Raw genomic sequence first — 23,902 nt, 5'->3', positions numbered from 1 at the left:
CCTTTAAATGATCAAGACGCCGTATTACCTCATCGATAAAACCAAGCTGCTCAGCAACATGGAGAAGATCGCCTACGTGCGCGAACACTCCGGTGCCAAGGCGCTGCTCGCCCTCAAATGCTTCGCCACCTGGTCGGTGTTCGACCTGATGCAGCAGTACATGGACGGTACCACCTCGTCCTCCCTGTTCGAGCTCAAGCTCGGCCGCCAGAAGTTCGCCGGCGAAACCCATGCCTATAGCGTGGCCTGGGCCGACGACGAGGTCGAGGAGATGCTTGAGAACTGCGACAAGATCATCTTCAACTCGATCGGCCAGCTGCAACGCTTTGCCGAACAGTCCGAAGGCAAGGTGCGTGGTCTGCGCGTCAACCCGCAGGTCAGCAGCTCCGACTACCTGCTGGCCGACCCGGCCCGCCCGTTCAGCCGCCTGGGCGAATGGGACCCGGCCAAGATCGAGCAGGTGATCGAACACATCTCCGGCTTCATGTTCCACAACAACTGCGAGAACGGTGACTTCGGCCTGTTCGACAAGATGCTCACGCACATCGAAGAGCGATTCGGCCACCTGCTGCACAAGGTCGAGTGGGTCAGCCTGGGTGGTGGCATTCACTTCACCGGTGAAGACTATGCAGTAGACGCCTTCTGCGCGCGCCTGAAGGCGTTCTCGGAAAAATACGGCGTGCAGGTTTACCTGGAGCCGGGCGAAGCCGCCATCACCAACAGCGCCTCGCTGGAAGTGACCGTGCTCGATACCCTGTACAACGGCAAGCACCTGGCCGTGGTCGACAGCTCGATCGAAGCGCACCTGCTCGACCTGCTGATCTACCGCCTCAACGCCAAGATGGCCCCCAATGACGGCGAGCATACCTACATGGTCTGCGGCAAGTCATGCCTGGCCGGTGACATCTTCGGCGAGTACCAATTCGACCGTCCGCTGGCCATTGGCGATCGCCTGTCGTTCATCGACACGGCGGGTTACACCATGGTCAAGAAAAACTGGTTCAACGGGCTGAAGATGCCTTCCATCGTGGTCAAGCAGCTCGACGGCAGCGTCGAAGTCGTCCGCGAGTTCGGTTTCGAAGACTACGTTTCCAGCCTGTCGTAAGACCGGCTTTCAAGTAAGGAGCAAAGGGTAAATTGAAGAAGAACGTTCTTATCATTGGTGCAGGAGGTGTCGCCAAGGTGGTGGCCCACAAGTGCGCGCAGCATAACGACGAACTGGGTCGTATCGCCATCGCGTCACGGAACATCTCCAAATGCCAGGCCATCATCGACAGCGTCAAGGCCAAGGGTAGCCTCAAGGTACCCGCCGACATCCAGGCCTTCTCGCTCAATGCCCTCGATGTCGAGGCAACCAAGGCGCTGATCCGCGAAACCGAATCGCAGATCGTGATCAATGTGGGTTCCGCCTTCCTCAACATGTCGGTGCTGCGTGCTTGCATCGATACGGGTGTCGCCTATCTGGACACCGCCATCCACGAAGAGCCGGGCAAGATCTGCGAGACTCCACCGTGGTACGGCAACTACGAGTGGAAACACCTCGAAGAGTGCCAGGCAAAGAACATTACCGCCATTCTCGGCGTCGGTTTCGACCCGGGTGTGGTGAACAGCTACGCCAAGCTGGCGCAGCAACAGTATTTCGACAGCATTGATTCGATCGATATTCTCGACGTCAATGCCGGTTCACATGGCAAGTACTTTGCCACCAACTTCGACCCGGAAATCAACTTCCGCGAGTTCACCGGACAAGTGTGGAGCTGGCAGAACAGCCAGTGGACCAGCAACACCATGTTCGAGGTCAAGCGTACCGACGACCTGCCAGTGGTAGGCTCGCAAAACCTGTACCTGACCGGCCACGATGAAGTTCACTCGATTTCGAAGAACCTCAACGTCCCGAACGTGCGCTTCTGGATGAGCTTCGGCGAGCACTACATCAACGTGTTCACGGTACTGAAAAACCTGGGCCTGCTCAGCGAGCAACCGGTGAAAACCGCCGAAGGCCTGGAAGTGGTACCGCTGAAAGTGGTCAAGGCTGTACTGCCAGACCCGGCCTCGCTGGCCCCTGGCTACACCGGCAAGACCTGCATCGGCGACCTGGTCAAAGGCACCAAGGATGGCCAGCCGCGCGAAGTGTTCATCTACAACGTGGCCGACCACGAAGAAGCCTACGCCGAGACCGACAGCCAGGGCATTTCCTACACCGCCGGCGTACCGCCAGTGGCTGCCGCCCTGCTGGTAGCCCGTGGCGAGTGGGATGCCAAGCGCATGGTCAACGTCGAGGAGCTGCCAGCCGAGCCGTTCCTCAAGGCGCTGGACGTGATGGGCCTGCCGACCCGCGTCAAAGATGAAAAAGGCGATCGTCCTTGGGACGCTGAAGCCTAAGCAACAAACAGAAGGGGCGCCACATGGCGCCCCTTCTGCTTTCCAGGCCCAGCCACTTCGCGGGCAGCCCAGGCGCTCCACAGGCCTGAAACAAGCACGTAACCTGTGTGGGCGAGCCCGCGAAGAGGCCGGTGCAGGATCACGCTCTACTTGCGGGCCTCCAGAATCAGGTTGAACGGCGTCTGCGTCGCCCGCCGGAACCTGCTGAACCCTGCCTCCTCGAAGACCGCCCGCAATCGCGCCTCCCCGGCCTGCGCACCCAACCCCAGCCCCACTTCCTGCGACAACGAATTGGGCGTGCAGATAAACGTCGACGCCGCATAGAACAAGCGCCCGACCGGTGTCAGGTTACCCTCCAGCGAGTCCTCGGCATAAGGCTCCACCAGCATGACCGTGCCATCCGCTTTCAAAGCATGGTAGGCATGCCTGGCTGCCCCGACCGGGTCACCCATGTCGTGCAGGCAATCGAAGAAGCACACCAGGTCATGGTCATGCCCCGGGTACTCCTTGGCGCTGGCCTGCTGGAAGCTCACCCGCGACTCCAACCCCGCTTCACGCGCACGCGCGTTGGCGGTGACGATCGAAGGCTGATGATAGTCGTACCCCACGAAGGTCGACGCCGGAAACGCCTGCGCCATCACCAGCGTCGAGGCACCATGACCGCACCCCACATCCGCCACCTTGGCGCCCGCCTGCAGCTTGGCCACCACACCCTCCAGTGCCGGCAGCCAATCCGCTACCAGGAAGGTGCGATACCCCGGCCGGAAAAACCGCTCGGTACCGCTGAACATGCACGGGTGGTGATCGCCCCAGGCCAACCCGCCATCGCCGCGCATGGCGGCTACCAGCTTGTCCTTGTCATGGAACAGCGCCGCCACCACGGACGCGCCGCCGGCCATGTAGGCCGGAGAATCCTCCAGCGCCAGGGCCATGGCCTGTTCTTCAGGCAGCACAAAACGGCCCTTGTCATGGACCATGTAGCCCGATGCCGCCTGGGCATTCAACCATTCTCGCACCAGCCGCGGGTGGCAGCCGGTCTTTTCCGCCAGTTGCTCAGGGGTGACCGCCTGGCTGTCGGCCATGGCCCGGTACAGCCCCAGTTCATCGCCGAGAATGACATTGGCCAGCGTCGCCGCCGCGCCCATGTCGCCCACCAGCTTGCCCATGAAATCGTGAAGCCTTGCCTCGTCCATGACCTGCCCTCCTCTGCAAGAAGGCCATCGCCAACGAGGGACATCCGCTCCGGGAAGGCGGTGGTCGGTTCAAGGGTTTTCGTTCGCGGTACAACGCGCTAACGCGAGCTGTCATTAAGTTTAGATGCTCTGCCTGGGCGAAGTGGAATAAAGGCCTCATGGCCCACGAAAACATCCGTCAGGTAACAATTCCTAAACAAGGATGTGACATTTTTTTTCAGCTTTCCTATCAAGGAGCTGTCAAATGAAGGTCACGGTTTTCGGAACCGGCTATGTCGGCCTGACCCAGGCGGTGTGCCTGGCCCAGGTAGGCCATTCGGTGTTGTGCATGGATGTCGATGCCGATCGGGTGGCCAGCCTGAGTGAAGGCCATTGCCCGATCTTCGAGCCCGGCCTTGCGCCGCTGCTGGAGAAGAACCTCGCCTGCGGTCGGCTGCGCTTCACCACGGATGCCGCAGTCGCTGCCAACTATGCCAGGTTGCAGTTCATTGCCGTCGGTACTCCGCCGCAAGCCGATGGTAGCGCCGACCTGAAACACGTTTTCGCCGTGGTCGACAGCATCCTCGAACACGCTGACGGTCCCAAAGTAATCGTCAACAAGTCCACCGTGCCGGTGGGTACGGTACACCGCATCAAGGCACGCATCGCCCAGGCCGTGGCCGATACCAGCCGCTTCCAGGTGATCAGCAACCCGGAGTTTCTCAAGGAAGGCTCAGCGGTGGATGACTGCATGCGCCCCGAGCGCATCATCATCGGCGGCGCAGATGCGGCCGAAGTGGAGTTGCTACGCGAGCTTTACCTGCCGTTCAGCCGCAACCGCGAGAAGCTTATGGTCATGGATGCGCGCAGCGCCGAGCTGACCAAGTACGCGGCCAACTGCATGCTGGCAACCAAGATTTCCTTCATCAACGAAATCGCCAACCTGGCCGAGCACCTGGGGGCCGACATCGAAATGGTGCGCCGTGGCATCGGCTCGGACCCGCGCATCGGTTATGACTTCATCTACGCCGGCTGCGGTTTTGGCGGCTCGTGCTTCCCCAAAGACCTGCAAGCCCTGCGCCACAGTGCCGAGGCGGAAGGCTTCGAGACACAGTTGCTGCGCGCAGTAGCGTCGGTCAACGAGCAGCAGAAGGGTCGGCTGTTCAGCAAGATCCAGCGCCACTACCCCGGCGGCCTGCGGGGCAAGGTGTTTGCCCTGTGGGGGTTGTCGTTCAAGCCCAATACCAATGATATCCGCGAAGCTTCCAGCCGGGTCCTGCTGGAAGCACTGTGGGCCGCGGGCGCGCGGGTGCAGGCTCACGACCCTCAGGCCATGGAAGAAATCCGGCGCCACTACGGCCCGCGTGCCGACTTGCAACTGGTGCCCTGCAAGGACGATGCATTAAAGGGCGCAGATGCCTTGGTGATCGTCACCGAGTGGCAGGACTACCGCGTACTCAATCTGGACAAGGTGCCGCAGCAGTTGACCGACCGGGTGGTGTTCGACGGGCGCAACCTGTTCGAGCCCGAGCACATGGCCGCCGCCGGCCTGACTTATTACGGGATCGGCCGTGGCCAGGTGCAGCCAGTATGCCGGTACTGATTACTGGTGTGGCAGGTTTCATTGGCTACCACGTGGCGCGGCGCCTGTGCGAGGCCGGCATCGAAGTGGTCGGTATCGACAACCTTAATGCCTACTACAGCGTCGAGCTCAAGCGGGCGCGCCTGCAGGCGTTGTTCGGTTTTTCCAGCTTCCACTTCCATACCCTCGACATCGCCAACCCTGCCGATTTGCAACCGCTGTTCGCCAGGCAGGCGTTCAGCGAGGTGATCCACCTGGCGGCCCAGGCCGGCGTGCGCTATTCACTGGACAACCCGGGTGCCTACGGCCAGGCCAACCTGGTTGGTTTCCTCAATGTTCTCGAGGCCTGCAGAGCGCAGCCACCACGCCACTTGATCTACGCCTCCAGCAGCTCCGTGTACGGGGCCAATGCCAAGCTGCCGTTCAGCATCGACGACCCGGTCGACCAGCCCGTGTCGCTCTATGCCGCCAGCAAGCGCGCCAATGAACTGATGGCGCACAGCTACGCCCACCTGTACCGCCTGCCGACCACCGGCCTGCGCTTTTTCACGGTCTACGGCCCCTGGGGCCGCCCCGACATGGCGCTGTTCAAATTCACCCGCGCCATGCTCGAGGGCCGGCCGATAGCGCTTTACAACAACGGCCTGATGGGCCGCGACTTCACCTACATCGACGACATCGTCGAAAGCATCGTGCGCCTGCGCCTGAAACCGCCCCGGCCAGCCGAGGGGAAACCACCCTGCCAACTGTTCAATATTGGCCGCGGTCAGCCGGTAAGGCTGCTGCATTTTGTCGAATGCCTGGAGGACGCCTTGGGTATCAAGGCCCAACGCGACTACCTGCCGCTGCAAGCGGGGGACGTGCTGGAAACCTGGGCCGACGTCAGCTCACTGGCACGCTGGATCGACTTCTCCCCAGGCACATCGCTGGAACATGGCGTCAACGCCTTCGTTGGCTGGTACCGGGATTTCTACCGGGTTTGATCCAAGCAATCACAACACGATCACAGGTAGCCTCATGAGCGATCCACTTGACCTCTCGGTACTGATCCCCGCCAAGAACGAGGTCGACAACCTGCCATCACTGCTGATGGAGATACGCACTGCACTCACGGCCGAACACTACGAAGTGCTGGTGGTCGACGACGGCAGCAGCGACGGCACCCTGAGCGTACTGCAACACCTGAAAAGCCAGGGCTACAGGCAATTGCGCATCCTGCGTCACGACCGTTCGCTGGGCCAGAGCACCTCGCTGTGGCATGCCGCCCAGGCGGCCCGCGGCCACTGGCTGGCGACCTTGGATGGCGATGGCCAGAACGACCCGGCAGACATCCCCGGCATGCTAGCCCTGGTGCGCGCCAACCAGAACCTGGCCGGCGGCGTCAAGCTGGTGGCCGGGCACCGGGTCAACCGGCGTGACAGCGCCAGCAAGCGCTGGGCCTCGCGCGTAGCCAACGGCCTGCGCAGCCGCCTGCTCAAGGATGCCACGCCCGACACCGGCTGCGGGCTGAAGCTGATCGAGCGGGCAGCCTTCCTGCACCTGCCCTACTTCGACCACATGCACCGCTACATTCCGGCACTGATCCTGCGCCACAACGGCCGCATGCTGGTGCACCCGGTCAACCACCGGCCACGCCACGCCGGTGTCTCCAAGTATGGCAACCTGGACCGCGCCCTGGTCGGCATCCTCGACTTGTTCGGGGTGTGGTGGCTAATCCGCCGCACCCGCCTGCACAGCCGCCCGCAGGAGCTTGAAGGATGACCCGCGAAACCCTCTGGTTGATCATCGGCTTCGCGGGTCAGGCCGTTTTCACCGGGCGCTTCGTGCTGCAGTGGCTGTACAGCGAACTCAAGCGCCGCAGCGTGATCCCGGTAGGCTTCTGGTACCTGAGCATGCTCGGCAGCGCGCTACTGCTGACTTACGCCATCTACCGCCAGGACCCGGTCTTCATTATCGGCCAAAGCTTCGGCTTTCTGGTCTACCTGCGCAACCTGCAACTGATTGCCCGCCACCAGCAACTGAAGGAATAGCCCTTTGCCTAAGTTCAAGACAATCGGGGCCGAACGCCTGGCCCTGATCGCCCTCGCCGTGTTGCTGGTGGGCGCGGGAATCGGCTGGCGTCAGCCGATGAATGTCGATGAAGAACGCTTTCTCGGCGTGGCCCTGGAAATGCTGCAGAGCGGCAACTGGTTCATCCCACACCGTGCAGCAGAGATCTATGGCGACAAGCCACCGTTGTTCATGTGGACCGTGGCGCTGTTCAGCTACCTGACCGGCGCGCCCAACGTTGCCCTGTACCTGCCCGGGCTGCTGTCGGCGGCGACCATCACCTGGGTGCTGCATGACCTCGGGCGGCGCCTGTGGAACCGGCGCACCGGCGTGATCGCGGCCTTGTTGTTCCTGGCCACCTACCAGACCTACAGCATCCTGCGCACCGGGCAGATCGACAGTTTCCTGTGCCTTTGGGTTGCGCTGGGCCTCTACGGCATGCTGCGCCACCTGCTACTGGGGCCCGCCTGGGGCTGGTTCTACCTGGCTTGCGCATCCATGGGCCTGGGCATTATCAGCAAGGGGGTGGGTTTTGTTCCGGCGCTGATATTGCTGCCTTATGCCTGGGCGGTGCGCCATCGCTGGCGCGGCGTAGTCGCCATGCCCGGCCAGGGATGGCGCTGGAGCCTGGGGCTACTGTGGTTACTCGCCGGTTGCGCCGTATGGCTGCTGCCGCTGCTGGTGTCGATCGCCCATGGCGGCGGCGCGGCAGAGCTGGCCTACCTGAAGGAAATCCTGCTGCGCCAGACCGCCAGCCGCTACGCCAATGCCTGGGACCATCGCGAGCCGTTCTGGTACTTCTTCGTCAAGGTCATCCCCAAGTACTGGCTGCCTCTGATCCTGGCCCTGCCCTGGCTGGTACCGGCCTGGCGCCGGCAACTGCAAAAGCACGATGGCCGCTTCCTGCTGCTGCTAGGCTGGGTGGCATTGGTGCTGCTGTTCTTCAGCCTGAGCACCGGCAAGCGCAAGCTGTATATTTTCCCGGCGCTGCCAGGCCTGATTCTGGCCATGGCGCCGCTTGTGCCGTGGCTGCTCAAGCGCTGGTGGCAGCGTCGGCCGGGCTGGCACAAGGCATTCACCACAGCAGCCCTGGTATGGTTCGCCCTGTGGTTCGCGCGTGGTTTCGTCGAACCCGTGAAGGAGGGCCGCAACCCGCATGAGACGCTGATGAGCGACGCCGCACGGACCACTGCCGGTGCAGAACTGGTGCTGGTCAACTGGCGCGAGGGGCATTGGCTGTTTGCCCGGCAACCCATCGTGCACTTCGGCTTCACCGGCCAATCCAGAGTAGAGGCAGCGGTCTATTGGCTGCGCCAGCACCCCACCGCCTTCGCCCTGGTTCCAGCCACCGAACTGGGCCAGTGCTTCAACGTCGACAAGGCACGCAAGCTGGGTGAAACCTCGCGGGCCAAATGGTATGTCGTCGGTGCAGATGCCGACAACGGTCAGTGCCAGGCCAGTGCCCCCAACGACGTCTACCACTTCGCCTGGGCCGATACCTGGCGCAACCCGCTGGTCGTTGAGGAACACGCAGGGAAATGACCCACCAGACCCTGCCGGTCCGGTGGGCGCTTAGGAGAATGCCCGCCGAACTACAGCGCCTGCCCGATCAGGTACTGCTCCAGGTCAAACTCGCGCTCCCCTATCCATATCGCTTGCAATCCATCAAATCTCAAAATACTGTATGAATATTCAGTATAGCGAGATCGCGCCATGCAACTCATCGCCAAACTCGGCATCCTGGCCGATGCCGCCAAGTACGACGCATCTTGCGCCAGCAGCGGCGCGCCCAAGCGTAACTCGCGCGGCGCTGACGGCCTGGGTGCTACCAATGGCATGGGTATCTGTCACAGCTACACCCCCGACGGCCGCTGCGTATCACTGCTCAAGGTACTGCTGACCAACTTCTGCCTGTATGACTGCCAGTACTGCGTCAACCGCCGCTCCAGCAACGTGCCACGCGCCCGCTTCAGCCCCGAGGAAGTGGTACGCCTGACCCTGGACTTCTACCGGCGCAACTGCATCAGCGGCCTGTTCCTCAGCTCCGGCATCATCCGCTCGGCGGACTACACCATGGAGCAGCTGATCCGTGTGGCCCGGCTGTTGCGCGAAGAGCACAGCTTCCGCGGCTACATCCACCTCAAGGCCATCCCCGATGCCGACCCGCTGCTGATCGAAGAGGCCGGGCGCCTGGCCGACCGCCTCAGCGTCAACATCGAACTGCCCACCGACGCCAGCCTCAAGCGCCTGGCGCCGGAAAAGCAAGGGCGCACCATTCGCCAGGCCATGGGCGTGATTCATCAGGGCCAGCAGGCCGTGGCCAACGAGCCCAGGGCGCCGCGCTTTACCCCGGCCGGGCAGAGCACCCAAGTCATCGTCGGCGCCGACAGCACCGACGACAGTACCTTGCTGCGCAATGCCGAGTCGCTGTACCAGGGCTACGGCCTCAAGCGCGTGTACTACTCCGCCTTCAGCCCGATCCCCGACAGCCCCGGCAGCGTGCCCCTCGCCGCACCACCGCTGCTACGCGAACACCGCCTGTATCAAGCCGACTTCCTGCTGCGTGGCTATGGCTACAAGGCTGGCGAGTTGCTGGGCCACAGCGGTAACCTGGCACTGGACATCGACCCCAAGCTGGCCTGGGCGCTGGCCAACCGCGAAGTCTTCCCGCTGGACGTGAACCGCGCGGAACCTGCGCTACTGGCGCGTATCCCCGGCATCGGCCTGCGCAGCGTACAGCGCCTGGTCGCCCTGCGCCGGGAGCGGCGCATCCGTTATGACGACCTGATCCAGCTGCGCTGCGTGCTGGACAAGGCACGGCCGTTCATCGTCACCAGCGACTACCGCCCCGCCCAGGCTGAGCTGCGCAGCGGCTTGCTGCGCGCGCGCTTGAGTGAGCCGCCAGCGCCCGTGCAGATGGGGTTATGGGGGTGATCGCACTCGACTGCGACGACCTGTTCGCCACCTGGCGCGACCAGGCCCGGGTGTTGTTGAGCCATGGCATCGACCCGTCGGAAGTCACCTGGTCGCAAGGCCCGATGGCGGACCTGCTGGCCGTGCCGGCAGCGCCGCCTGAAGGGCCTGGCCCTTTCCGGGCCAAAGTCCCGGCCGCACTGCTGAGCCAGTTGGAGCAGGCCTCTCGCTACCGTGGCGAACAGCGCTGGAACCTGCTGTATGAAGTGCTGTGGCGCGTCGCCCATGGCGACCGCACGGCAATGCTGGCCGGTGACCGGCTGGGCAGTGAGCTGCAACGGCGCATCAAGCAGGTAACCCGCGAGGCACATCACTTGCACGCGTTTGTACGCTTCGTGCCGCTGCCTGATGAACTGGCTGAGCACTTGCAACTGGAGCTGGTGGCCTATCACGAGCCGGCACACGACATTCTGCACAGTGCCAGCGCGCATTTTGCCGACCGCCTGGGGCGTTTGCGCTGGTTGATTGCCACGCCACAGGATGGCATTCGCTTCGACGGCCAGTCGTTCGACTACCAGCGACAGTGCCCCGAGCCCTGGCGCCAGTGGGCCCGCAACGCCGAAGACCCCGGCGCCGAACTCTGGCGCACTTACTACCGCCACACCTTCAACCCGGCCCGCCTCAACCCGGACGCCTTGCGCCTGCACATGCCAGGGCGGTTCTGGCGGCATTTGCCGGAAGGCATGCTGATACCGCAACTTGAAGGCCTGGCGCGCCAAGGCAAACAGCGGGACGGCCAAGCCCTTGAGGTGGCCTCTCAAACCGGCAAGACCATCAGCAAACCTGCGCGCTCGGCGTAGCCGCGGAGCCCGTTGCGGCCCCGTCGGGCACAAGGCCGCTGCTACAGCGAAAACATCATGCTCAACTGAAGAGCCTGGCCAGGCAGGCCAGCTTCTTCTTGTACGAACGCCGCGCCTCCAGTGCCTGCTCCAGGCTCACCGGCAGGAACCGCGCCTGCTGGTTGGGCTGCATCTGCCCGATCAGGTCGAGGTCGGCACTGATCACCGTGCCGATCATGGCGTAGCCGCCCCCCGACACTGCATCGCGATGCAGGATGATCGGTTCCAACCCTGCCGGCACCTGGATCGATCCGATCGGGTAGCAGCTGTCGACGATATTGGACGGGTCCGACCCCGCACCGAAAGGCTGCTCGCGCGGTTGGAAACTCAAGGCGCTGCCGCCTTTGTAGCGATAACCGATGCGGTCCGCTTCGGAGCCAACGGTCCAGGCGTCGGTGAAGAAACGTTGCGCTGCAGCTTCGGTCAGGCGGTGAAAGTACAGCCCAGGCACCACCCGCAACACCACCTCGCCCCCCAAGGCCTGACGCAGGGCCATGGGCAAGCTTGCACCGGCACGGGTCTTGCCGCTGGGCACGCCGACCGGCAGCAGGTCGCCCGCCATCAGTTTGCGCCCATGAAAGCCACCCAACGCGCCCAGCGCGTAGGTGGACCGGCTACCCAGTACCTCGGGCACATCGATGCCTCCGGCCACTGCCAGGTAGGCCCGGGCGCCCGCTGTTGGAAAGCCGAAACGCAACACTTGCCCGGCCCGCACGGCGAACGCCGTGTCCGGGCGCTGCTCGCGGCCATCGAGCAACGCTGGCATCTGCGCGCCGCACACAGCGACCAGTGCGTCCTGCCGGAACTCCAGCTCCGGCCCCACCAGCGCGCACTCCAGGCCCGCAGCGCCGGCCGGGTTGCCCACCAGGTGGTTGGCTGCGCTCAAGGCGTACTGGTCGAGTGCGCCGGACGGTGGAATGCCCAGGTGGTAGTAACCTTCGCGGCCCAGGTCCTGTACAGAAGTGGCCAAGCCCGGTTTGAGTACCTTGATCATGCCAGCACCTCCTGCAACGATTTGGGGTAGCCGACCGGGTCGGCGAGGAAGGCGTCCAGGGAAAACGCCACCGGGCGAATGCGCAGGTCGAAGCAGCCATCCTCCACCTCCGCCACCGCCTGATCGTAGGTGCGGCGGTCGATAGGCTTGAACTGCACGATGTCACCTGGGCGGAAGAACACCATGTGCTCTTTCAGGTAATTCAAGGTCTGCTGCGGGTCGTAGATCGGTGCCGGGGTGACGCCAAACATCTGGTAGCCCCCGGCCCCGCGCACCGAGTAGATGCAACCAAAGCAGCCGCCATGGCCCAGGGTGAGCTTGGGCGTGTCGGTACGGGGGCGCAGGTACTTGGGCACCTGCAGCTGCCGCTGGCGCTCGACCATCTGGAACATGAACGGCAGGCCGGCAACAAAGCCGACCATCGACACGAACCATGGCGCGCCACTGTGGGCGGCGATGAAGGCCTCGACATCGGCCAGGCCGTTGATACGCGCAGCGTACTCCAGGTCAGTGCTGGTCGGGTCCTGGTGGCGATCCCGAAAGCGCATCAGGGTTTCATGGGTCCAGGGGTCGTTGTACAGCACCGGGATCTCGATGATCCGCGTCTGCAACGAACGCTCGGCCACCGCCTGCGCTTCGGCGCCGCGCACGGCTTCGAGCAGTGCCTCGGGGGCGATACGGTCCGGGTCGAAGCGGACCTGGAACGACGCGTTGGCCAGGCACACATCAAGCACGCCATCCAGGGCCATGCGCTCCACCGCACGGGTGACGGCCATACCCTTGAAAAAGGCCTCCAGCGACATGCTTTCGCTGACTTCGGCAAACAGGTGCTCGTCGGCGCCGAAGCTGTAACGGATCGGGGTTGTAGCAAGCGGTTCGGCCATGACAGTTCCTTTTCTTGGAATCTTTATAGAAAGGCAGGCGAAAACAAAATGCACGGGCTCCGGCGTGTCTGTTTGCCGGATGCCTGACGGGTTCAGCGCGGTGCACGCACCACGATGCCGGCCGCATCCAGTGCCTTGCGCGTGGCCTCGACCAGGTCCAGCGCGCCCGGGGTGTCACTGTGCAGGCAAATGGAATCGAATTCGATCGCCAGGTCCTGGCCTTCGACCGTGCGCACCACGCCTTGGCGGCAAGCACGCAGCACCCGCTCGGCGACGGCTTGGGGCTCGTAGCCACGCACATTGCGGGTAAACACGATCGACCCGCTCAGGTCGTACTCGCGGTCGGCATAGAACTCGCGAATCACCGGCTGCCCCATTTCCCGGGCAATGCGGCAGATCACCGAACCCGGCATGCAGTACAGCAGCAACTCGGGCTCGATCACCCGCAGGTTCTGCACCAGCAAGCGCGCCGCTTCTTCGTCACGCGCCAAGTGCATGTACAGCGCCCCATGCGGCTTGATGTGCTGCAGGCGCACGCCCTGGGCACGAGCGATTTCACGCAGCGCGCCCAATTGATAGAGCATGTCGTCCACCAGTTCCTGCGCCGAGGCATTGATGTGCCGGCGGCCAAAGCCGACCAGGTCGCGGAAACCCGGGTGTGCCCCCACCGCAACACCCAGGGCCTTGGCGCGCTCGACGGTGCGGCGCATGGTGCCGGGGTCGCCGGCGTGGAAACCGGTGGCGATGTTGGCGCTGCTGATGTAGCCCATCAGTTCGTGATCGACGCCGTCGCCAATCGTCCACGGGCCAAAGCCCTCACCCATGTCCGAGTTGAAATCCACTGCTTGCATGACCGCGTCTCCTGGCACTTGTGACTGCATGCAAGCCACGTTAGATTCTCTACACCCCCTTGGGAAGATCTATAAACAGATGGGGTACCTTCTGAAAATCAGATACCCCGGGAGCCTACCGTGTCACTCACCTTGCGCCAGGTCCGCTACTTCGTTGCCACCGCTGAAATCGGCCAGATCTCCCAAGCGGCAATCCACCTGAACATCTCCCAGTCGGCAGTGACCACGGCCATCAAGGAGCTGGAAGCGATGCTCGGCGTGCTGTTGTTCCAGCGCTCGGCCCAAGGCATGAGCCTGACCGAAGCCGGCCGGCACTTCTTGAACCGGGCCTACGTCATCCTGCGCAGTGTCGACGATGCGTTGAACAGCCCGCTTCCGGACGTGCGCGCCAGTGGCCTGTTGCGCCTGGCGGCGAGTTACACGGTGATCGGCTACTTCCTGCCGCACCACTTGCAGCGCCTGGAGCACTGGCATCCGGACGTGACCCTGGAGCTGTACGAGCAGGAGCGCAGCGCCATCGAGCAAGGCCTGCTGGAGGGGCGTTTCGACATGGCGGTGGTGCTCACCGCCAACCTCACCCACCCCGACATCGTCTCGGAAACCCTGTTCAACTCCGAGCGCCGGCTGTGGCTGTCCGGGCATCACCCACTGTGCGAGCGCTCGGCCGTGAGCCTGGCCGATGTGGCCTGTGAGCCGTTCATCCTGTTGACCGTGGATGAGGCCGAGCACAGTGCCATGCGCTACTGGGAGCAGGCCGGGCAACGGCCAAGCGTAAGGGTGCGGACCAGCTCGGTGGAGGCCGTGCGCAGCATGGTCGCCAATGGCAGCGGTGTGGCGATCCTGTCGGACCTGGTGCACCGGCCGTGGTCGCTGGAGGGCAAGCGCATCGAGACGGTGACCATCAGCGACCCGGTCACACCGATGAGCGTGGGGTTGGCCTGGCACCGGGAACGGGCATTCAGCCCGGCGATGCAGGCGGTGCGCAATTACTTTCATGATGCGTTTCTGGCACCGCAGCAGTTGTCGGCCCGGCGCTGAGCCTGCCGGGCCTGTCATCAGCGTTTCAGGCAGGTTTCGATGTTCCAGCCATACAACCACTGCACGGCATCGTAGAACTGCTCCTGCGAACGGCCTTCCCACAGCTGGTTGCGCACCAGCCGCTCGACGCCCTTGGCATGGTAAAGCCGCCCCATTTCCCGCGCCGACCACAGCACCCGTGCGGTACGGGGTATGCGGATCGATTCGTACAGGCGCAACGCCGCCTGCAAGTCATGCTCACAGGCCTTCACCGCCTCCCCTAGCACCACGGCGTCCTCCAGCGCCATGCACGCGCCTTGGGCCAGGTACTGGGTCATCGGGTGAGCAGCATCGCCCAGCAGGGTCGCCCGCCCTTCTCCCCACTGTTCCACCGGGTCGCGGTCGGCGGTGGCCCAGCGGCGCCAGGAGGTAGGCCGGTCAAGCATCTGCCGGGGCCGCGGGTGAATGCCCTCGAAATACGACAGTACCTCTTCCTTGCTGCCGTCGGTCACGCCCCACTGTTCCTCGTTACGGCTATGGAAAGTCACTACCAGGTTGTACTGCTGGCCGCCGCGCAGCGGGTAGTGCACCAGGTGGCAGCGCGGGCCGGCCCACAGCATCGGCGCGTTGACGCGCAGATCTTCGGGCATGTTCTGCACATCCACCACGGCGCGGTACACCACGTGCCCGGTGACCCTTGCCGGGTCGCCAACCATACGCTCGCGGATCACCGACTTCACCCCGTCGCAGCCAATCACCGCGTCGGCCTGGTAGCGGTTGCCCTTGCTGTCGGTCAGGGTCACGCCATGGTCGTCCATCTCCATGCCGGCGATAAGCGTCGAGGTTTGGAAACGGATCAACGGATTCTGCTGCACGGCTTCAAGGATCGACAGGTGAATGTCGGCACGATGAATCACACCATACGGGTTGCCGAAACGCTGGCGAAAACGCTCGCCGACTTCAACGCGCCCCACTTCGTGGGCGTCGATGGCGTCCATCATGATCAGGTGGTCGGTAAACACCGAGCGATTGCGCGCAGCATCGCCGACGCCCAGCGCATCCAGCGCGGCATAGGCGTTAGGGCCAAGCTGGATACCGGCGCCGATTTCACCGATATGCTCGGCCTGTTCCAGCAGCAGCACCTGGATACCTTGGGCGGCCAGGGCCTGAGCGGCAGCAAGGCCACCGATGCCCCCGCCGACGATGATGATTTTTTGTTGTTGGGCAGTCATGGTTGGGGTCTCCGTACAGGCTGCGGTTTTTATTGGATGAAGTCGGCTTGGCGGCCGGGCGCAGCACGCTGGAAGGCGGGTTGCGCCTGGCAGTGGTCGTACACCGCCATCACTCGTGGGTAAGCGTGCAGGTCACAGCCCATGCGTTCGGCGTTCGCCACTTGCGGCACCAGGCAGCAGTCGGCCAGGGTCGGCTGTGCACCGAAGCAGTAGGGGCCTTCGCCATGGCGTTGCAGCAGGGCTTCGAGGGCGGCAAGCCCCTCGGCGACCCAGTGCGCGTACCAACGGTCCTTTTCCTCAGGCCCTACGTTCAGCACACCTTGCAGGTAACCAAGCACGCGCAGGTTGTTGAGCGGGTGGATGTCGGATGCGATCAGTTGCGCCACCTCCAGCACCCGGGCACGCAGCAAGGGGTCGCCGGGCAGCAATGGCGCCTGCGGATAGCGCGCGTCGAGGTAGTCGATGATCGCCAGTGACTGGGTCAGGCTGACAGAATCGTTGTCCACCAGTACCGGCACGCCCCCCATGGGGCTGAGCGCACGGTGCGGCGCCTGGCGTTGTTCACCGGCGCGCAGGTTGACGCCGTGGTACTCCACCTCCAGGCCTTTCAGGGCCAGGGCAATGCGCACACGGTACGAGGTGGAACTGTTGAAAAAGCTGTAGAGCTGCATGGCAGTATTCCTGCAGGTTCAGGGCATGATGTGGGTGGTGGCGGGCAACGCAGTGACAGGTCGCACGCCCTTCAGGAAGATCGCCGCAGCGGCCAGCACCGCGGGCAGCATGAGCACGCTGAACAGCAGCTCAAAGGACAGCCCGGCATCCATCAGCAACGCACCACCAAAGGTGCCGCACACTGAGCCGATTCGCCCTACCCCGTGTGCCCAGCTCACACCCGTGGCGCGGCTGCTGGTGGGGTAGAAGGCTGCAGCCAGGGCATTGGCACCGACCTGCGAACCGCTGATGCAAAAGCCCATGCCGGCCACGCTCAGCCCCAGCAGTACGTAGTTGCCATGGCACTGACCAATGGCGAACAGGCACGCCGCGCCGCCGAGCAAGGCCAGCATCAGCACGCTATGTGGCTCGAAGCGGTCCATGGCCGCCCCCAGGCACAATGCGCCAAGGGTGCCACCGATCTGGAACAGCGCGCTGATCAGCGCCGCCTGGCTCAGGCTCAGGCCGGTGTCACGCACCAGCAACGGCAGCCAGTTGGTCATGCCGTAGATGATCAGCAGGCTCATGAAAAACGCCAGCCAAAGCGCCAGGGTGCCGCGGCGTAACGGCGCGGCAAGAATCTGCCGCACCGGCGAATGGCCTTCTACCGCGTCATCGATGCGCAGGCCCTGGCAGCCCACGGGCAACACACCGATGCGTCGCACAATGGCAAGCGCCTTGCTATCGGCCGGATTGCGGCGCGCCAGAAAACGCACGGACTCGGGCAGCGCAAACCACAATACCGGCAGCAATGCCAGCGGCAGCACCCCACCCAGGGCCAGCACACTGCGCCAGCCGAAGACTGGCAACAACTGCGCAGCGACCACCCCGCCCAGGGCTGAGCCGAGGGTGAAGCCGCAGAACATGCCGGTCACCATCAAAGAGCGTCGGCGTTGCGGGCAGTATTCGGAGGTCAGGGTAATGGCGTTGGGCATCGCCCCGCCCAGGCCCAGGCCGGTAAGCAGGCGCAACAGTGCAAGGCTGTGCAGGTCCTGGGCGAATGCGGCAGCCAGGCTGAAGACGCCGAAGCAGGCCACCGACAGCAACAGCACGCGCTTGCGGCCAAAGCGGTCGGCCAAAGGCCCGGCCATGAACGCTCCCAGCATCAGCCCGACCAGTGCTGCACCCAGCACCGGCCCAAGCTCGGCGGCGCCGATTTGCCAGTGCTCGCGCAGCGCCGGGGCAATGAAGCCGATGGCGGCCGTGTCCAGGCCATCGATGGCGGTGACCAGAAAACACAGCAGCAAGACGCGCGACTGAAAGCGCGTCACCGGCTGGCTATCGATGAAGGCTTGTACATCCACGGTGTTGTTTTTATCGGTGGAAGACATGAGCGAAACCTCCGGGCCGGCGCTTGGCGCCGGCCACGTGTTGAACCGGGATGAAAGGCCAGCTGCGCCGGCCCACGGCAATCAGACGACGCGAACGCAGATTTCGCCGAGGCCTTCGACGCCACCCACCATCAGCTCGCCAGCGATCACCGGACCCACGCCTTCGGGGGTACCGGTCATGATCAGGTCACCCGGCTGCAGCTCGAAGAAGCGCGACAGGTAGGCGATGGTTTCCGGCACCGACCAGATCAGCTGGTCGATGTCGCTGCGCTGGCGGTCCTGGCCTTCGACCTGCAGCCAGATGCCGGCCTGCGCCGGATGGCCAACCTGGCTGGCCGGGTAAAGCGGCGCGATGGGTGCTGAGGCGTCGAATGCCTTGCCGATTTCCCAAGGGCGGCCCATTTCGCGCATTTTCATCTGCAAATCGCGACGGGTCATGTCCAGGCCCACTGCATAACCGAACACGTGTTCGTTGGCCTGCTCGGGCGCGATGTTGCGTCCGCCTTTACCGATGGCTGCGACCAGTTCGATTTCGTAGTGGTAATTGCTGGTTTGCGCCGGGTACGGCAGCTCCAGGGTCTGGCCGTCGGCCGTCGGTACCACGGCATCGGCCGGCTTGCAGAAGAAGAACGGCGGCTCGCGGTCCGGGTCAAAGCCCATTTCACGAGCGTGGGCAGCGTAGTTGCGGCCCACGCAGTAAACGCGGCGTACAGGGAAGCGCTGGTCGCTGCCGGCGATCGGCAGGCTGGTGGTGGCGGCAGGTTCAAACAGGTAAGTCATGGCAGGGCTCCTTGGATCAATGATGTTCGCGGGCTTCGCGCAGCAGCCCGAGGGCCTCCTGCACCGGCCGATCGGAATAGCTGAACAGCACACACGCGTCGTCCGCCTGAAGGCTCAGCGTTACCCAACTGGGCACGACGAAGGTGTCCTTGGGCTCGAAATGGAAGGTCTGCCCACCGATGATGGCGCGCCCCCGTCCCTCGACCACCGAGTACACGGTGGCATCGGTGCAGCGGGCAGTCTTGCCGGCGAATCCGCGTGGCAGCAGCTGCATGCAGGTACCGATGGTGGGCATGGCCCAGCCGCCAGTGGCCGGGTTGACATAACGCAGCTTCACGCCATCCCAGGCATCCACTTCGCCCTGCTGCTCAAGCGTGGCCAGCGCTTCGCGGGTACGCGCATACGGGTAGCTGAAAATCGGTGAGGTAGCGCCCTGCACCTCATGGCGCAGCGGCAGCATGTTGGCGCCGTAGCGGGCCAGGCTGTTGCCGTCCGGGCGACTGACTGGCTGCACGGCCTGCGGGTAGTTCTCGGCGAAACCGGCGCCATAGAAGCGCACGGTGGGAATGTCCAGGCCGTCGAGCCAGATCACCGGCTCGCCGCCTTCGGTTTCGCTGGGGTTGCCGTGGTCATGCCAGGTCCAGGACGGGGTGATGATGAAGTCGCCTGGGTGCATGGTGGTGCGCTCGCCGTCCACTGCGGTGTAGGCGCCCTTGCCTTCGACCACGAAACGCAGCGCCGACTGGCTGTGGCGGTGGCTGGGGGCGATCTCGCCCGGCAGGATCAGTTGCAGCCCGGCATACAGGCTGGGGGTGATCGAGGCCTGGCCGCGAATACCCGGGTTTTCCAGCACCAGCACCCGGCGCACCGCCTCTTCGGCGCTGATCAGCTGACCGGCCTCCATCAGGTACGGGCGCACTTCACTGAAGCGCCACAGCGCCGGCACGCAGGTGGTGGTGGGCTGCGGCGGTACCAGGTTGTGCAGCTGTTCCCACAGGGGGAACAGCGCCTGGCTGTCGATGCGTTGATAGAAGTCGGCGCGGGCCGTGCCGATATTGTCGTTGTTATTCATCGCTTCACCTTCGGTGGGCTGGGAAGGGGCGATTGGCAGTGGCAGCGCCCCGTTGTGCGATCGATTAAACGCCCGCCAGGCATACAAAAAAAATGATATTTTCATATGCATCCATACCAAAAAGATGATGAGAGGCACGCCATGCACTGGACCCGCCGCCTGCGCCCAAGGCACCTGCAACTGCTGGTGACGCTGGCCGAAACCGGTAACCTCAGCGACACCGCACGGCAGGCCTACACCACCCAGCCTGGGCTGTCGAAGTTCCTCAAGGAGTTGGAGGAAGATGCCGGCGCCCTACTGTTCGAGCGCCATGCCCGGGGCCTGCGGCCGACCGCCGAAGGTACCCTGCTGGTCAACCATGCGCGGCGCATACTCAGCGAGATGGAACGCGCACAAAGCAACCTGGACGCCCTGCGCGAAGGCAGCACACCCAACGTGGCGATAGGCACCTCACCGGCTTCGGCGCCTAGCCTGGTGCCTGACGCCATCCTGTACTTCCTGGAAAAACACCCGAAAGCGCAGGTATCGCTGCAGGAAAGCACGATGAACGTGCTGCTCGAACGCCTGCAGCTGGGCCAGCTGGATGTGGTGGTCGGGCGGGTCGACAACTACCAGCCCAGCCAGGCCCTGCACAGCGAGATGCTGTTTCGCGAACCCATGCAGGTAGTCGCCCGCCCCGACCACCCGTTAGCCAAGCGCAAGGGCCTGAACTGGGACGACCTGTATCAGTACGATTGGCTGTTGTGGCCGCCTGCCACGCCGATCCGCAACCGCCTGGACACAGCCCTGAGCAACGCCGGGCGCAAGCCGTTGCCGTGCCGCATCGAATCATCGTCGCTGATGGCCAATTTGTGGTTGATGCAGAACAGCGACATGCTGTCGGTGGCGTCCGGGCGGGTGGCCGAGCATTTCCATGGGCGCGGGTTGTTGCGGCAGCTGGATTTCGAGCTGGAGGCCGAAGGCTCGATCGGTATGTGCTGGCGTGATGAACCGCATATCGAAGGGGCAGTGCTGGATTTGCTGGAGAGCCTGCGCGAAGCGGCCCGCAGCCCCATTCGCAAGCCGTGACCGGTGCTGGTTTCTGCGCGGGCCGAACGTTCAGGCCGCGACGCCGTCATAACCTGAGCCGGTGCCGACACGCAAAGAGGACGCGAAATGACCCAGCCCGACCCGTCGTACGTCAAATGGCTCGAAGACCGCGCCATGCTCAAGGCCTCCCAGGCGCGCGCCAGCCTGTACTCAGGCCAGTCGCGCCTGTGGCAACAACCGTACGCCGAGGCCCAGCCACGCCGCGCCACCGAAATCGCCTCGGTGTGGCTGACCGTCTACCCCGACGCCATCATCGCGCCCGAGGGCTGCTCGGTACTCGGTGCCCTGGCCCACGAAGCGTTGTGGAAGCGCCTGTCGGAGATCGGCGTACAGGGCCTGCACACGGGCCCGATCAAACTGTCCGGTGGCATCCGCGGCCGCGAACTCACCCCCAGTGTGGACGGCAACTTCGACCGCATCAGCTTCGACATCGACCCGCTGTACGGCAGCGAGCAGGAACTGATCCAGATGAGCCGCATGGCCGCTGCGCACAATGCCGTGACCATCGACGACCTGATCCCCTCGCACACCGGCAAGGGCGCCGACTTCCGCCTGGCCGAGATCGCCCATGGCCCCTACCCGGGGCTGTACCACATGGTCGAGATCCGCGAAGAAGACTGGACGCTGCTGCCCGAGGTGCCCGCCGGGCGCGATGCGGTCAATTTACTGCCAGCTCAGTGTGACGAGCTGAAGGCGCGCCATTACATCGTTGGCCAGCTGCAGCGGGTAATCTTCTTCGAGCCGGGCGTGAAGGAAACCGACTGGAGCGCCACGCCGCCGATCACAGGCGTCGACGGCAAGACCCGCCGCTGGGTGTACCTGCATTACTTCAAGGAAGGCCAGCCCTCGCTGAACTGGTTGGACCCTACCTTCGCCGCCCAACAAATGATCATTGGTGACGCACTGCACGCGCTGGACTGCCTGGGTGCACGCGGCCTGCGCCTGGACGCCAACGGCTTTCTCGGCGTGGAAACACGCGCCAGCGGCACCGCCTGGTCGGAAAGCCACCCGCTGTCGCTCGTCGGCAACCAGCTGATCGGTGGCATGATCCGCAAGGCCGGCGGTTTCAGCTTCCAGGAGCTGAACCTGACCCTCGATGACATTGCGCAGATGTCCAGAGGCGGTGCCGACCTGTCCTACGATTTCATTACCCGGCCGGCCTACCAGCATGCGCTGCTGACGGGCGACACCGAGTTCCTGCGCCTGATGCTCAAGGAGATGCACGCCTTCGGCATCGACCCGGCCTCGCTGATCCATGCCCTGCAAAACCATGACGAGCTGACCGTGGAGCTGGTGCACTTCTGGACACTGCACGCGCACGACATGTACCTGTACAAGGGCCAGACCCTGCCTGGCAGCATCCTGCGCGAACATATCCGCGAAGAGATCTACGAACGGCTGTCGGGGGAGCATGCGCCGTACAACCTGCGCTTCGTGACCAACGGCATTGCCTGCACCACCGCCAGCCTGATCGCCGCTGCACTGGGTATTCGCGACCTCGAACAGATTGGCGCAACGGATATCGAATTGATCAAGAAGGTGCACCTGCTGCTGGTCATGTACAACGCCATGCAGCCGGGGGTAGTCGCCTTGTCCGGCTGGGACCTGGTCGGTGCCCTGCCCTTGCCCGCCGAAGCGGTGGCCGAACGCATGCTCGACGGCGATACCCGCTGGATTCACCGAGGCGGCTATGACCTGGCCGGACTTGACCCACAGGCGGTGGCTTCGGTGCGTGGCATGCCGCGTGCCCGGTCGCTTTACGGCAGCCTCGACAGCCAGCTGGACGAGGGTGATTCATTTGCCTGCCAGGTGAAGAAACTGCTGGCTGTGCGCCAGGCCTACGGCATCGCCACCAGCCGTCAGGTGCTGGTACCTGAGGTACGCAGCCCAGGGCTGCTGGTGATGGTGCATGAGTTGCCAGCCGGGCGTGGTATCCAGATCACTGCGCTGAACTTCGGCCAGGAGGCAATTGCCGAGGAACTGCTGTTGACCGGCTTCACACCTGGGCCGGTGGTCGACATGATCAACGAGACGGTCGAAGGCGATTTGACCGAGGACGGGCGCCTGATGGTGAACCTGGACCCCTACGAGGCGCTGTGCCTGCGGATCGTCAACAGCAGCGGGCATGTTTGAATCTGGCGTGGCCCTGCCGTCGGCAAACCGGTTTCGCCCGCAAGCACGCCGCCTGCCCCGCGCAGGCGCCAGACTCGCAAGCCGGCTTGCCAGCCAAGAAGCCGGTCTTGCATTTACGGCGCTACGGGCATAGCGTTCGGAAGTTTTCTTTTCCGTGCCCAGGAGCAACTCCATGTACACCGGCATCGTCCAGGCCGTCCGCCCTCTGCTTGATGTGACCACCTACCCGGGCCACAACCAATTCACCATCGACCTCACCCCGGAACTGCTCGACGAACTGAAAATCGGTGCCAGCGTCAGTGTCGAAGGTACCTGCCTGTCCGTGACCGAAATCGACGGCAGCCAGGTCAGGTTCGACGCCATGACCGCTACCCTCGAACGCACCAATCTGAGCAGCTTCAAGCCTGGCCGGAGCGTGAACATCGAACGCTCAGCGAAGATGAACGCCGAAGTCGGCGGCCACCTGATGGCCGGCCACATCGCCACCACCGCCGAGATCGTCGAGCTGTCGATCAAGGAAACCGGCGCCTTCATCAAGTTCCGCATGCCGCCGCGATGGGGCAAGTACGTGTTCCCGCGCGGTTTCATCGGGGTCAATGGCTGCAGCCTGACGGTCGCTGACGTGGAGGATAACGTGATCACCATCAACCTGATCCCGGAAACCCTGCGTCAGACTACCTTCGCCAGCTACCACACAGGTGAACTGCTCAACATCGAGGTCGACCACCAGACCATGGTGCTGGTCGATGTGGTAGAGCGCACCATCAAAGGTACCCTGGCCCGCGAAAACCTGTTGCCCTGAGGCCTGCAC

General features: G+C 63.9%; 22 protein-coding genes. 13 read left to right on the top strand and 9 right to left on the bottom strand.

Annotated features, from left to right (window positions below; translation table 11 throughout):
- The first annotated feature begins 7 nt into the window (after window positions 1-7).
- Together V6093_RS02715 and V6093_RS02710 are read left to right on the top strand one after the other, a co-directional pair.
- Window positions 8-1,105, top strand: a complete 1,098-nt coding sequence (locus tag V6093_RS02715) for a carboxynorspermidine decarboxylase (protein ID WP_014756455.1) — start codon at window positions 8-10, stop codon at window positions 1,103-1,105.
- Between the two features lie 32 nt (window positions 1,106-1,137).
- The gene (locus V6093_RS02710) at window positions 1,138-2,382 is read left to right on the top strand and encodes a saccharopine dehydrogenase family protein (RefSeq protein WP_003248123.1); all 1,245 of its coding nucleotides are present in this window, start codon (window positions 1,138-1,140) and stop codon (window positions 2,380-2,382) included.
- A gap of 146 nt (window positions 2,383-2,528) precedes the next feature.
- Here V6093_RS02710 and V6093_RS02705 read toward each other — a convergent pair whose 3' ends face one another.
- The gene (locus tag V6093_RS02705; RefSeq protein WP_003248119.1) at window positions 2,529-3,575 is read right to left on the bottom strand and encodes a class I SAM-dependent methyltransferase; all 1,047 of its coding nucleotides are present in this window, start codon (window positions 3,573-3,575) and stop codon (window positions 2,529-2,531) included.
- A 244-nt stretch (window positions 3,576-3,819) separates the two neighbouring features.
- Here V6093_RS02705 and V6093_RS02700 point away from each other — a divergent pair, with 244 nt between their 5' ends.
- The 7 genes from V6093_RS02700 to V6093_RS02670 all read left to right on the top strand — a co-directional run bounded on the left by V6093_RS02700 (window position 3,820) and on the right by V6093_RS02670 (window position 10,958).
- Complete coding sequence (locus V6093_RS02700; RefSeq protein ID WP_108078613.1) at window positions 3,820-5,157, top strand: UDP-glucose/GDP-mannose dehydrogenase family protein; 1,338 nt, start codon at window positions 3,820-3,822, stop codon at window positions 5,155-5,157.
- Complete coding sequence (locus V6093_RS02695) at window positions 5,145-6,119, top strand: NAD-dependent epimerase/dehydratase family protein (RefSeq protein ID WP_047604941.1); 975 nt, start codon at window positions 5,145-5,147, stop codon at window positions 6,117-6,119. The genes V6093_RS02700 and V6093_RS02695 overlap by 13 nt, the downstream gene beginning before the upstream one ends.
- Before the next feature lie 34 nt (window positions 6,120-6,153).
- A complete protein-coding gene (locus V6093_RS02690) occupies window positions 6,154-6,897 on the top strand; it encodes a glycosyltransferase family 2 protein (protein ID WP_003248113.1) in 744 nt (247 codons plus the stop codon).
- Window positions 6,894-7,166, top strand: coding sequence for a lipid-A-disaccharide synthase N-terminal domain-containing protein (locus tag V6093_RS02685; protein ID WP_003248111.1), 273 nt, complete (start codon window positions 6,894-6,896; stop codon window positions 7,164-7,166). Before V6093_RS02690 ends, V6093_RS02685 begins: the two co-directional genes overlap by 4 nt.
- Before the next feature lie 4 nt (window positions 7,167-7,170).
- Window positions 7,171-8,727, top strand: coding sequence for a glycosyltransferase family 39 protein (locus V6093_RS02680; protein WP_341783163.1), 1,557 nt, complete (start codon window positions 7,171-7,173; stop codon window positions 8,725-8,727).
- Window positions 8,728-8,898: 171 nt separating this feature from the next.
- The gene (locus V6093_RS02675; RefSeq protein WP_003248106.1) at window positions 8,899-10,119 is read left to right on the top strand and encodes a putative DNA modification/repair radical SAM protein; all 1,221 of its coding nucleotides are present in this window, start codon (window positions 8,899-8,901) and stop codon (window positions 10,117-10,119) included.
- Entirely contained in the window at window positions 10,110-10,958 is an 849-nt protein-coding gene (locus V6093_RS02670; protein WP_014861078.1) for a TIGR03915 family putative DNA repair protein, read from the top strand. The genes V6093_RS02675 and V6093_RS02670 overlap by 10 nt, the downstream gene beginning before the upstream one ends.
- A 61-nt stretch (window positions 10,959-11,019) precedes the next feature.
- On the opposite strand, the gene V6093_RS02665 is transcribed toward V6093_RS02670, so the two are convergent.
- The 3 genes from V6093_RS02665 to V6093_RS02655 all read right to left on the bottom strand — a co-directional run bounded on the left by V6093_RS02665 (window position 11,020) and on the right by V6093_RS02655 (window position 13,726).
- Window positions 11,020-11,991 carry a biotin-dependent carboxyltransferase family protein gene (locus V6093_RS02665; protein ID WP_003248102.1) on the bottom strand — a complete coding sequence of 324 codons (972 nt, stop codon included), beginning with the start codon at window positions 11,989-11,991 and terminating at the stop codon, window positions 11,020-11,022.
- Window positions 11,988-12,875, bottom strand: a complete 888-nt coding sequence (locus tag V6093_RS02660) for an allophanate hydrolase subunit 1 (RefSeq protein ID WP_012052525.1) — start codon at window positions 12,873-12,875, stop codon at window positions 11,988-11,990. The genes V6093_RS02665 and V6093_RS02660 overlap by 4 nt, the downstream gene beginning before the upstream one ends.
- A gap of 92 nt (window positions 12,876-12,967) precedes the next feature.
- Window positions 12,968-13,726, bottom strand: a complete 759-nt coding sequence (locus tag V6093_RS02655; RefSeq protein WP_003248098.1) for a 5-oxoprolinase subunit PxpA — start codon at window positions 13,724-13,726, stop codon at window positions 12,968-12,970.
- 120 nt (window positions 13,727-13,846) lie between these two features.
- Between V6093_RS02655 and V6093_RS02650 the strand changes: the two genes are divergently transcribed.
- On the top strand, window positions 13,847-14,764 hold the full coding sequence (locus V6093_RS02650) for a LysR family transcriptional regulator (protein ID WP_108078617.1): 918 nt from the start codon (window positions 13,847-13,849) through the stop codon (window positions 14,762-14,764).
- A gap of 17 nt (window positions 14,765-14,781) precedes the next feature.
- Here the strand turns inward: V6093_RS02650 and V6093_RS02645 are convergent, their stop codons facing one another.
- From V6093_RS02645 to gtdA, 5 genes are all read right to left on the bottom strand, one after another.
- Window positions 14,782-15,975 (bottom strand): 3-hydroxybenzoate 6-monooxygenase, encoded by a 1,194-nt coding sequence (locus V6093_RS02645; RefSeq protein WP_047604948.1) that lies wholly within the window; start codon window positions 15,973-15,975, stop codon window positions 14,782-14,784.
- A gap of 29 nt (window positions 15,976-16,004) precedes the next feature.
- On the bottom strand, window positions 16,005-16,646 hold the full coding sequence (gene maiA / locus V6093_RS02640; protein WP_108078618.1) for a maleylacetoacetate isomerase: 642 nt from the start codon (window positions 16,644-16,646) through the stop codon (window positions 16,005-16,007).
- A gap of 18 nt (window positions 16,647-16,664) precedes the next feature.
- The gene (locus V6093_RS02635) at window positions 16,665-18,017 is read right to left on the bottom strand and encodes an MFS transporter (protein ID WP_406669693.1); all 1,353 of its coding nucleotides are present in this window, start codon (window positions 18,015-18,017) and stop codon (window positions 16,665-16,667) included.
- A gap of 81 nt (window positions 18,018-18,098) precedes the next feature.
- Window positions 18,099-18,797, bottom strand: a complete 699-nt coding sequence (locus V6093_RS02630; RefSeq protein ID WP_108078620.1) for a fumarylacetoacetate hydrolase family protein — start codon at window positions 18,795-18,797, stop codon at window positions 18,099-18,101.
- A gap of 16 nt (window positions 18,798-18,813) precedes the next feature.
- Window positions 18,814-19,869, bottom strand: a complete 1,056-nt coding sequence (gene gtdA / locus V6093_RS02625; RefSeq protein ID WP_047604952.1) for a gentisate 1,2-dioxygenase — start codon at window positions 19,867-19,869, stop codon at window positions 18,814-18,816.
- Window positions 19,870-20,010: 141 nt separating this feature from the next.
- On the opposite strand from gtdA, the gene V6093_RS02620 reads away from it, so the two are divergent.
- The 3 genes from V6093_RS02620 (at window position 20,011) to V6093_RS02610 (ending at window position 23,893) form a co-directional block, all read left to right on the top strand.
- Window positions 20,011-20,937, top strand: coding sequence for a LysR substrate-binding domain-containing protein (locus V6093_RS02620; protein ID WP_406669692.1), 927 nt, complete (start codon window positions 20,011-20,013; stop codon window positions 20,935-20,937).
- Window positions 20,938-21,024: 87 nt separating this feature from the next.
- On the top strand, window positions 21,025-23,091 hold the full coding sequence (gene treS / locus V6093_RS02615; RefSeq protein ID WP_012052528.1) for a maltose alpha-D-glucosyltransferase: 2,067 nt from the start codon (window positions 21,025-21,027) through the stop codon (window positions 23,089-23,091).
- A gap of 172 nt (window positions 23,092-23,263) precedes the next feature.
- Window positions 23,264-23,893, top strand: coding sequence for a riboflavin synthase (locus V6093_RS02610; protein WP_003248093.1), 630 nt, complete (start codon window positions 23,264-23,266; stop codon window positions 23,891-23,893).
- Window positions 23,894-23,902 lie beyond the last annotated feature (9 nt).

Source organism: Pseudomonas putida group bacterium ESBL64 (assembly GCF_045277175.1).
Classification (GTDB): Bacteria; Pseudomonadota; Gammaproteobacteria; order Pseudomonadales; family Pseudomonadaceae; genus Aquipseudomonas; species Aquipseudomonas alloputida.
Note: the sequence above shows the minus strand (reverse complement) of the source record. Positions and strands in the feature narration are given on the sequence as shown.